Source organism: Desulfovibrio sp. DV, assembly GCF_001936595.1.
Taxonomy (GTDB): domain Bacteria; phylum Desulfobacterota; class Desulfovibrionia; order Desulfovibrionales; family Desulfovibrionaceae; genus Solidesulfovibrio.
Genome location: NZ_MLBG01000002.1, coordinates 133128 through 143569, shown reverse-complemented (window position 1 = coordinate 143569; position 10442 = coordinate 133128). Strand labels below are relative to the sequence as shown.

The following is a 10442-nucleotide window of genomic DNA, read 5'->3' as shown; positions in this document are numbered from 1 at the left end:
TGGCGGCCATGGCCAAGATTCCGGCCGCCCGGGTCACGTCTTCGGACAAGATTCGCCTGGAGAACCTGGAAGGGGAGCTCAAAAACCTCGTCTTTGGCCAAAACGAGGCCGTAGACGGCATTGCCAAGGCCATCCTGCGCTCCCGGGCCGGACTGGCCAATGCCGGCAAGCCCACCGGGTCGTTCCTGCTGGCCGGTCCGACCGGCGTTGGCAAGACCGAACTGGCCAAGCAGCTGGCTGCGGTGCTCGGCATCAACTTCGTGCGTTTCGACATGAGCGAATACATGGAAAAGCACGCGGTGGCCCGGCTCATCGGCTCGCCTCCGGGCTATGTCGGCTTCGAGCAGGGCGGTCTTTTGACCGACGCCATCCGCAAGCATCCCTATTCCGTGCTGCTCCTCGACGAAATCGAGAAGGCGCACCCGGATATGTTCAGCATCCTGCTCCAGGTGATGGACTACGCGACACTGACCGACAACAGCGGGCGCAAGGCGGACTTCGGCCATGTTATCCTGCTTATGACCACCAACGCCGGAGCGCGTGAGATGGCAGCCAAGAGCATCGGCTTTGGAGCCAACAAGCCCGGCGAGGCGGCGGACAAGGGCAAGAAGGCCATTGAGCGGCTGTTTAGTCCCGAGTTTCGCAACCGCCTGGACGACATCATCAGCTTCAAGCCCCTGGTGCCTGAGGTCATGGACCGCATCGTCCACAAGTTCATCCGGGAACTCAACGCCCAGATGGCGGAAAAGCGCGTGTTCGTGCGCCTGACCCCGGCGGCTGCGGCCAGGTTGTCTGAAAAGGGTTTTGACGCCGACTACGGCGCGCGCCCCTTGTCCCGGGTCATCCAGGTGGAGATCAAGGACACGCTGGCTCAGGAGATGCTCTTCGGCAAGCTGCAAAAGGGCGGAGAGGCGGTTGTGGACGCCGCGCCCGAGGGTGCACCGGAGCTGTTCAGCTTCACCTTCTCCAGCCGCGCGCCGCGAAAGGCCGTGGCCGAAGCAGCCGATGCGGCCGACGCCGGCTAGGGTGCGGGAAAGCGAGAAGCGATTACGAAGTAAGAAGCCTCCGGCCGGGGTCGTGAGAGAAGAGGAAGAGGCCTCCGGCGGCCAAAGGGCTGAGCCCTTTGGAATCCCACCTGGGGGAAGTTTGATTTGACCGGGTGCGTTGCCAAGTCGAGACGCGTAATTGCTTTTTGAACTTGACGGGAACCACAGTTGCTCCGGCGGCCGGGAGGGGCTCAGCCCCTCCCGGACCCTCCCGAAAGGGGGTAGTGGAGGAATCATCCTCAAGTGATGCGTTTTGTTCCAGTGGGAAGACTTTGTTGCACCAGCCTGAAACCAGGATCGCCGCCAGCCGGCGGTCCTGGTTTTTTATGGCGTCGAGCCGGCGTCTGGATTGCGCGCCATCCGGCGTCCGGCCTTGCCCCGGGGCCTTGGACGGCCTATGGAGACCCATGCCTGTATTTGCCCTGATCGACGAACCGATCTTCCCCAAGCCGACCCTGGCCGAGCCGGGTGGGTTGCTCGCTGTTGGCGGCGACCTGAGCCTGGAGCGGCTGCTGGCCGCCTATCGCCGGGGCATTTTTCCGTGGTATGACGACCAAAGCCCCATCCTCTGGTGGTCGCCGGACCCCCGCCCCATCCTCATCCCCGGCCAGGTGCATGTGTCGCGGCGGCTTTCGCGCACCATTCGCTCCGGCAAATTCCGGGTGACCCTGGACACGGATTTCAGCGGCGTCATTCGCGGCTGCGCCGCCATGATGCGCGACGCCGGCGACGGCACCTGGATTGTGCCGGAGATGATCGAGGCCTATGAGCGTTTGCACTGCGCCGGCTACGCCCACAGCGTGGAAGCCTGGCAGGACGGCGAATTGGTGGGTGGGGCCTACGGTGTGGCCATCGGCAAGGCCTTTTTCGGCGAATCCATGTTCCATCTGGCCACGGACGCATCCAAGGTGGCCTTTGTGACCCTGGCGCAGTTTCTGGAGCGGCAGCATTTCCACTTCATCGACTGCCAGCAAACCACCGGGCATTTATGCCGTTTTGGGGCGCTGGAAGTGACGCGCAACGAGTTTTTAAAGCGGCTCGAAGTGGCGCGGGAAGAAGCGGGGATGGTGGGGACGTGGGAGTTGGAAGAGCAGGTGGGGGCGGATGCGGGGGTGTGGCGACGAGAGGAACCGAGACGATTTTCCCTTGCTGTTCAAGCAAAACAAATGTATAAATCAGGTAATGGTGAAGAATCTGAATAAATTGTTGCATTCAAGTCAGTTGGTAGGTCAAACAACTTCACCAAAGGAGTAGGGCAATGTCAAAGGTATTACTCATCGACAGAGACGTTTCCCAAGGCAATATGATAGCGGACATTTTGAAGACCAGTTCGCAGGAAATCGTTTTTGTGCATTCTGTTGATGAAGCGATTGCTATCTTCCATAGAGAGCAGTTTGATTTGATATTTTTGGATGTCGCTCCGGAGAAAAATGCCCTGGCGGCTGTTCAAGGCGTCATAAAAGGTGTCGAAGATATCTTAAAGAAAAGAGTCCCTTTTATTGTCCTCGCAAAAAGTTTTAGTGAAAGTGCTTCCTTGCTTGATACGACAGGAGTCGATGTGCTGCTGGAAATCCCAGCCCATTCTGAGCAATTAAAACCGATAGTTGAGCAATTTGTAGGCTGTAAAATCAAGTAATGCGCTTGGAAATCCGGTTTCTCGGATACGGTCAGGAAAATTGGCAGTGGCGTTACTTGGGTTTCTGTGGGTGGTTGATTGTAGTTTTCCGTCGCCGGCCCATGCCGTCGCCAAACCGAAGCGACGGGTGGCATTGCGCTGGACGTTTCGCAGTGCCGTAAGACTTTTCCTGCATCCAGCGTGTGTTCTGGTGTTGCACTTGCAACATTCCTTCGGCAGGCCCATACGGCCGGGTCGGGCGAAACATCGTTTCGTCGCGCTTGTACGCCGAAAGATGCGGGATTTCCCCGCTACCCTCTCTTTGCGGCAACAAATTTCCGTATCTTCTGCTTCTGCAAGGCAATAATCGCCTTCAACCGCCCATACTCACTTTTGTAATACGCCAACTCATCCTCAGGGCTGGCATACGAATCCAGGCCGGTGAAATCCTTCTGCGTTGACCGGATTTGCTTCGGCTTTTGGTGTTGCGAATCGTCGGTCATGGCTTGCATCCTTGGAGAGCGTTTGCAAAGTCTGTTAGGTACAGGGCAACTGGCCGGAATCAAGCCTTCGCCCGACTGTCCACCCACTTGGCCACGCGGATCGGCTCAAAGGACCGCATGGCAGCAAGCAACCCTTCGGGCGTGTCCGACGACAGCACCAACCCCTTTTGCGTTTCCTTCAAAAATCCTTCGCCGGCCATGCGATCCACGAACTGCAAAAGCGGGGCGTAGTATTCCTGGATGTTGAGCAGGCCGCAGGGTTTCTCGTGCAGCCCAAGCTGGGCCCAGGTGATGATCTCGCAAAATTCCTCAAGGGTGCCCATGCCGCCGGGCAGGGCGATAAAGCCGTCGGCCAGTTCGGCCATGCGCGCCTTGCGTTCGTGCATCGAGGACACCACGTGCAGCTCGGTCAAGCGCGGATGGGCCAGTTCCTTGCGGCGCAGAAAATCCGGCAACACGCCAACAGCCTTGCCGCCGGCGGCCAGCGTGGCATCGGCCACAGCGCCCATAAGCCCGACGCAGGCCCCGCCGTAGACAAGGGTCAGGCCCTCGGCCGCCAGGAGCCGGCCCAGGGCATTGGCCGCTTCCACATAGGCCGGATCGGCCCCGGACGATGAACCGCAGAACACGCATACGCTTTGCATCAAACAACTCCGCAACAGGGGGCCGCCTGGGCAGCCCCCTTGCTAAAGACTCAGGCAACGGTGAAACAACCGAAAAGAGCTACTCCAGGCCCGCGATGATGGGCTTGTGCTGGCTCAGGTCGAAATAGCCGCGCACCGGGAAGGGCAGGGTGTAATTGGGGATCTTGTCGAAATGGATAAACCCGATATCCTTGCCTTCGGCCAGCTCGGAAAGAGCGGTCAGGCCCAGAGGCACCGGGATATTGAGCGCGCAGGCGTGCACCTCGGACACCTTGTCCTGGTAGCGGGTCCTGATATACTCGATAAGGGCGTCGCGCTCCTCTTCGGTGAAGGACTCGAGCAGAATGCGCCGGCTGCTTTCAAAGCTGACCGGCAGATCCGGGTCCACGGGGTCGCCGATCAGCACGTTCCAATCGTAAATTTCGACCTCTTCCGGGTCCCACTCGGGCCGAAACAAATGGACGTTGACGTCCTTGCGGCCCTTGAAGCTTTTGATGACAATGGACACGGTCCAGGCCCGGTCCACAGGCAGGTTGAAATCTGCCGGAACGACATCGATCTCCATGAGGCGTCTCCTTGCACGGATAGGCTGTCCCCGGTCCGGCTGTGCGGCCGCCGGCCCGGACGCCGTGGGGGTTTTTTGCTTTTATTGGGTCGACAAGGATTGTAAAAGAAAACACCATGCATTTCCAGCTTGAATCCGAATACGTCCCGCGCGGCGACCAGCCCCGGGCCATCGACGAATTGGCGGTCAATCTCGACCAGGGCGTGCCGAGCCAGGTGCTGCTCGGCGCCACCGGCACCGGCAAAACCTTCACCATGGCCCAGGTGGTGTCCCGGCTCAACCGCCCGGCCCTGGTCATGGCCCCCAACAAAACTCTGGCCGCCCAGCTCTACAGCGAGTTCAAGGGCCTTTTCCCGCATAACGCAGTGGAATATTTCGTCAGTTATTACGACTACTACCAGCCCGAAGCCTATCTGCCGCGCACGGACACCTATATCGAGAAAGACGCCTCGATCAACGATGATATCGACAAGCTGCGCCATGCCGCCACCCATTCGCTCCTGACCCGGAGCGACGTGCTCATCGTGGCCTCGGTGTCCTGCATCTACGGCCTGGGGTCGCGGGATTATTACGAGCGGATGGTGCTGACGCTGACTGTGGGCGAAAAAGTCGGCATGGAAAAGGTCCTCGCCCGGCTGGTGGAAATCCAGTACGAGCGCAATGACTACGATTTCCACCGGGGTGTCTTTCGGGTGCGCGGCGACGTCATCGAGCTGATCCCGGCCTATAGCCGGGACCGGGCGCTGCGTCTGGAATTTTTCGACGACGACCTCGAAGCCATCTTGGAGACCGATCCGCTGACCGGCGAGGTGGTCGGGTCCATGGAAAAGGCCATCATCTTCCCGGCCAGCCACTATGTCTCGGACCGCACCAACTTAAACCGGGCCGTGTCCGACATACGCGAGGAACTGCGCCTGCGCCTGACCGAACTGCGCGAGGCGGGCGACCTGCTCTCGGCCCAGCGCCTGGAAATGCGTACCATGCAGGACCTCGAAATGATCGAGGAACTGGGCTACTGCAACGGCATCGAGAACTATTCCCGCCACCTCGACGGCCGCCGGGCCGGTGATCCGCCCTACACGCTGCTCGATTACTTCCCCAAGGATTTCATCCTGTTCGTGGATGAATCCCACATCACCGTGCCCCAAGTCGGCGGCATGTATGCCGGCGACCGCTCGCGCAAGCAGACCCTGGTCAACTACGGCTTCCGCCTGCCCTCGGCCCTCGACAACCGGCCGCTGCACTTCGAGGAATTCCTCGGCCGCATCGGCCAAGCCGTCTACGTCTCGGCCACGCCCGGCGACTGGGAGGTGCAGCGCAGCGAAGGCGTGGTGGTGGAGCAGATCATCCGGCCAACCGGCCTGCTTGATCCCATCGTGGAAGTGCGGCCGACCAAGGGGCAGGTGGACGACCTCATGGCCGAGTGCCGGCAGCGCATGGAGGCCGGCGAGCGGGTGCTGGTCACCACCCTGACCAAACGTATGGCCGAGGAATTAAACGAATATTTCAATTCCATGGGTGTGACCTCCCGCTACCTCCATTCCGACATCGAGACTCTGGAGCGGGTGGCCATCATCAAGGCACTGCGCCAGGGGGAATTCTCGGTGCTCGTCGGCATCAACCTCCTGCGCGAAGGTCTGGACATCCCGGAAGTGTCGCTGGTGGCCATACTGGATGCGGACAAGGAGGGCTTTTTGCGCTCGGTCCGCTCGCTCATCCAGACCTTTGGCCGGGCCTCGCGCAATGTCGACGGCCGGGTCATCCTCTATGCCGACACCATCACCCGATCCATGCGCGCGGCCATGGACGAGACGGCCCGGCGTCGGGAAATGCAGGAGGCGTCAAACCTCGAAACCGGCGTGGTGCCCCGGTCCATTGTCAAGACCATGGACAGCGTACTCGACAGCCTGTACCAGGGCGGACAATCCGGGACGACGTATGCCTCCTCGGGAAGCGGCGGGGGCGGCTACGCCACCGGCGGCAAGGGGCTGGCGGCCGGGACTTCGGTGCGGGAAGAGGCCGAGGCCTACGGCGGCCTGTCGAAAAAGGGCATGGAACGGAAAATCAAGATGCTGGAACGGGAAATGCGCGAGGCGGCCAAGGCCCTGGAATTTGAGAAAGCGGCCCAATGCCGCGATCAGGTGGCGCTTTTACGCCAGCGCCTGCTGGAGTTGGGCTGACATGCCCCACCGTTCCCTGCGTTTTCGCAGCAAAGCCGCACGCATCACCCATCGCCTCGGGACCTGGGGACCGCTCATCGGCGGCTTCATGGCCCTGTCCCTGGTCTTTGTCTGCGGACTGATCGGCTACATGAAGGTGGAAGGCTGGAGCTTTTTCGACAGCCTCTATCAGGTCGTCATCACCCTCTCCACGGTCGGCTTCCAGGAAGTCTACCCCTTGTCCCGCAACGGCCGCATCCTGACCATGGTGCTCATTGTGTCCGGCGTGGGATCGTTTGCCTATCTGGTCGGTTCCTTCACCCAGGTGCTGGTGGAGGGCCGGTTGCAAAAATATTTCGGGAGACGGCGTATGCAAAAGATCATCGACCGACTCAGCGACCACGTCATCATCTGCGGTTATGGCCGCATCGGTTCCATCGTGGCCCGCGAGATCCTGGCCGAAAACGTCGCGGCCGTCATTGTGGAGAGCAACCCCGAAGTCATTCGATTGCTTGATGAGCAAGGCATTCCCTACGTGGCTGGCGATGCCACGGCTGACGAGGTGCTGTTGGCTGCGGGCCTGGACCGGGCCAGGACGCTGGTGGCTGCCCTCACCCAGGAAGCGGCCAATGTCTACGTGACCCTGACCGCCCGCCAGCTCAACCCGGCCATCCGCATCGTGGCCCGGGCCGACGCCCAGAGCCATACCCAGCGCCTGCAACGGGCCGGGGCCGATCAGGTGCTGGTGCCGCACATGTACGGCGGGGTGCGCATGGCCCAGTCGGTGCTGCGCCCGACGGTCACGAGCTTTCTGGAGCTGGCCGGCCGCAGCGGGGCCATTGATCTGCAGATGGAAGAGTTGCGGGTGACCGCTTCATCGGAAATCGCCGGGTGCAATCTTATCGAATCGAAAATCCGCCCCCGCTTCAATCTTATCATCATCGCCATCAAAAAGACGGCCGGCGACATGATTTTTAATCCCCAGCCTCAGGAAGTCCTGGAGGCCGGGGACACCATGATCCTGGTTGGCAAGAACGAAGGCCTGGACGGGTTGCGGGCCATTTTGTGAACGCGCCCGAGGTCGAGGTGGTGGTGGCCCGCTACCGCGAGGATGTGTCCTGGACCGCACGCCTGGGCCTGCCGGTTGCAATCTACGACAAGTCCGGCGACCCCGGTGAGCTGGCCCTGCCCAACATCGGCCGGGAGAGCCACTCCTATTTGACCCATATCGTGCGGCGCTACGACATGCTGGCCGGGCATACCATCTTTGTCCAGGGTTCGCCCTTTGACCACATGCCGCCAGGGACCACGCCCGAGGGCCTGGCCGAACGCATTCGCCAAAACGTCCGCCTGGGGCTGGCCTTTACCGGATTTGCCTTTTTCAAGCTCAAGTGCGACCGGTTGGGCCAGCCCCATGCCCTGGGTGACGCCGCGCTCCACGGCCATCGCCCCGGCTTTGGCCGGGACATTCCGGTCGGGGCGGTGTACGCACAGCTTTTTGCCGGTCCGGTGCCGGAGACCTTTCTGGTCACGGCCCCGGCCGGCATGTTTTTTGTGGCCAGGGAGCGCGTCCTGGCCCGGCCCCTGGCTTTTTACCGGCGTGCCCTGGAAATCGTCACCGCCGATCCCGATGACGCCGGCAACACCGGCCACGCCTTTGAGCGGCTGTGGCAGATCATTTTTAACGGCGACACGCGGCTTAACCGCACCGAGTCAGGACGGCCGGGCACAGCGCCCCTTGCCAGCGGGAAAGCCCCTGACCAGCCAGCCAGGAAATAGGGAAGAGAGGATAGGACCGTGTCCGAGACGAGCGTTGCCGACCGTTTGCGCGAACTGCGCCAGCTGATTCATGACCATGATTACCGCTACTATGTCCTTGACGATCCCCGGATCGAGGATGCCGCCTACGACGTCCTCTACCGGGAGCTCAAAGCCCTTGAGGCCGCCCATCCCGAGCTGGCCGACGCCAATTCCCCCACCCGGCGGGTGGGCGGGGCGGTGCTCGACGGGTTTGCCTCGCGCCCGCACCGGCTGCGCATGTACAGCCTGGACAACGCCATGAGCGAGGCAGAGTGGCAGGATTTTCTGACCCGGGCGGCCAACAAGCTCGAACGCGACGGCGTGCCCTTCGAGGCTCCGACCTTCTGGGTCGATCCCAAATTTGACGGACTGGCCCTGGAAATCATTTACGAAAACGGGGTCTATGCCGGGGCGCTGACCCGTGGCGACGGGGTTACGGGCGAGGATGTGACGGAAAACGTGCGCACGGTGCGAAACGTGCCCCTGGATTTGCGCCCCCACGCCGCCCGGACCGGGCTGCCTGTGCCGGCGCTCCTCGAAGTGCGGGGTGAGGTGGTCATGACGCGCCAGGATTTTTACGAATTAAACGAGCACCAGCGGGAACAGGGGGGCAAAATTTTCGCCAACCCCCGAAACGCTGCCGCCGGCTCGGTGCGCCAGCTCGATTCCAAAATTTCCGCCGCCCGCCCCCTGACCTTTTTCACCTACGGCGTCGGCAGCCAGGACTGGGGCGCATCCGCCGGTCCCGGCTGGACCCGGCACAGCGAGGTCATGGCCGGGCTGGCCGGGCTTGGGCTGCCGGTCGCCAGCCAGGGCAAGGTGGTTGCGGCCGACGGGGTCTATCCCTATTTCGAGGCCATGGGCATGGGCCGCCAGGAGCTGCCCTTTGAGATCGACGGGGTGGTGGTCAAGGTCGATAGTCTGGCCCTGCAGACCGCCCTGGATTTCACCGACCGGGCTCCGCGCTTTGCCATTGCCCTCAAATTTCCAGCCCATGAAGGCGAAACCGTGTTGCGCCAGATCGACGTCCAGGTCGGCCGCACCGGGGTGCTCACGCCGGTGGCCATCCTGGAGCCGGTCAGTCTGGCCGGGGTCACCGTTGCCCGGGCCACGCTGCACAACGAGGATGAGATCAAGGCCAAGGATTTGCGGGTGGGCGACACGGTGGTGGTGCGCCGGGCCGGGGACGTCATCCCGGAAGTGGTGCGGGTGGTCGAAGACAAACGCCTGCCCAATGCCGAACCCTTCGATTTTCCGCATGTCTGCCCGTCCTGCCACTCGCCGGCCGTGCGCGGCGAGGGCGAGGCGGCCTGGCGGTGCGTCAATTTGGCCTGCCCGGCCATGCTGCGCCGCGGCATCAGCTATTTCGTGTCCAAGTCGGGCCTGGACATCGAGGGCCTGGGGGCCAAATGGGTCCAGGCGCTTATTGACCAGGGGCTGGTCAAAACCCCGGCCGATCTTTTCGATTTGACTGAGGCAAATCTCCTCCCCCTGGAGCGGATGGCCGAGAAATCGGCGGCCAATTTCGTGGCTGCCGTGGAAGCGGCCAAGCATGCCGCCACCTTGCCCCGGCTGATTGCCGCCCTGGGCATCCGGCAGGTGGGCACGCGCACGGCCCGCACCCTGGCCGAGCATTTCACCGACCTTGACGCCCTGGGTGCGGCCACGGTCGAAGAACTGACCGCTCTGCCGGATATCGGCCCGGAAGTGGCTGGCGCGATACGGGAATTTTTCGACAATGCCGAGAACCGCCGCCTGCTGGAGCGCTTCCGGGAGATCGGCCTGTGGCCGGTCAGCGTCGTCAAGCCGGTCAGCCCGGCGGCGGCAACGCCATTTACCGGCAAGCGGTTCCTCTTTACCGGCGCGCTGCCGGACATGGCCCGTGACAAGGCCCAAACCCTGGTGGAAGGGGCAGGCGGCAAGGTGGTCGGGTCGGTGTCCAAAAAGCTCGACTATCTGGTGGCCGGGGCTGACCCCGGCTCCAAGCTGGCCAAGGCGCAAGCCCTTGGCGTCACCGTGCTGTCGCCGGAGCAGTTCGCCGCCATGCTGGCCGAACTGCACGTGGAGACCCGGACGCGCAAATCCCTGCTCGACCCGTGATCCCGACCGA

10 protein-coding genes are annotated in these 10442 nt (G+C 62.2%); 7 read left to right on the top strand and 3 right to left on the bottom strand.

Going from position 1 to position 10442, the window contains the following annotated elements; translation table 11 throughout:
- The 3 genes from DVDV_RS01330 to DVDV_RS01320 all read left to right on the top strand — a co-directional run.
- Positions 1-1025 (top strand): AAA family ATPase (locus DVDV_RS01330; protein WP_139311469.1); only part of this gene is annotated, 1025 nt, incomplete at its 5' end.
- 428 nt (positions 1026-1453) lie between these two features.
- Entirely contained in the window at positions 1454-2248 is a 795-nt protein-coding gene (gene aat, locus DVDV_RS01325; protein WP_083634537.1) for a leucyl/phenylalanyl-tRNA--protein transferase, read from the top strand.
- 56 nt (positions 2249-2304) lie between these two features.
- Positions 2305-2682 (top strand): response regulator, encoded by a 378-nt coding sequence (locus DVDV_RS01320; RefSeq protein ID WP_075352926.1) that lies wholly within the window; start codon positions 2305-2307, stop codon positions 2680-2682.
- A gap of 290 nt (positions 2683-2972) precedes the next feature.
- Here DVDV_RS01320 and DVDV_RS01315 read toward each other — a convergent pair whose 3' ends face one another.
- The 3 genes from DVDV_RS01315 to DVDV_RS01305 form a co-directional block, all read right to left on the bottom strand.
- A complete protein-coding gene (locus DVDV_RS01315) occupies positions 2973-3164 on the bottom strand; it encodes a hypothetical protein (protein ID WP_075352925.1) in 192 nt (63 codons plus the stop codon).
- Positions 3165-3223: 59 nt separating this feature from the next.
- Positions 3224-3808 carry a TIGR00730 family Rossman fold protein gene (locus DVDV_RS01310; protein WP_075352924.1) on the bottom strand — a complete coding sequence of 195 codons (585 nt, stop codon included), beginning with the start codon at positions 3806-3808 and terminating at the stop codon, positions 3224-3226.
- 79 nt (positions 3809-3887) lie between these two features.
- Complete coding sequence (locus DVDV_RS01305; RefSeq protein ID WP_075352923.1) at positions 3888-4373, bottom strand: hypothetical protein; 486 nt, start codon at positions 4371-4373, stop codon at positions 3888-3890.
- A gap of 116 nt (positions 4374-4489) precedes the next feature.
- Here DVDV_RS01305 and uvrB point away from each other — a divergent pair, with 116 nt between their 5' ends.
- The 4 genes from uvrB to ligA are packed head-to-tail and all read left to right on the top strand — an operon-like array spanning position 4490 to position 10432.
- Positions 4490-6553: an excinuclease ABC subunit UvrB gene (uvrB, locus tag DVDV_RS01300; protein ID WP_075352922.1), complete on the top strand. Its 2064-nt coding sequence runs from the start codon at positions 4490-4492 to the stop codon at positions 6551-6553.
- Position 6554: 1 nt separating this feature from the next.
- Positions 6555-7601, top strand: a complete 1047-nt coding sequence (locus tag DVDV_RS01295) for a TrkA family potassium uptake protein (RefSeq protein WP_075352921.1) — start codon at positions 6555-6557, stop codon at positions 7599-7601.
- The gene (locus tag DVDV_RS01290; RefSeq protein ID WP_083634536.1) at positions 7598-8311 is read left to right on the top strand and encodes a DUF3431 domain-containing protein; all 714 of its coding nucleotides are present in this window, start codon (positions 7598-7600) and stop codon (positions 8309-8311) included. The genes DVDV_RS01295 and DVDV_RS01290 overlap by 4 nt, the downstream gene beginning before the upstream one ends.
- Before the next feature lie 18 nt (positions 8312-8329).
- Entirely contained in the window at positions 8330-10432 is a 2103-nt protein-coding gene (gene ligA, locus DVDV_RS01285; RefSeq protein WP_075352920.1) for an NAD-dependent DNA ligase LigA, read from the top strand.
- Positions 10433-10442 lie beyond the last annotated feature (10 nt).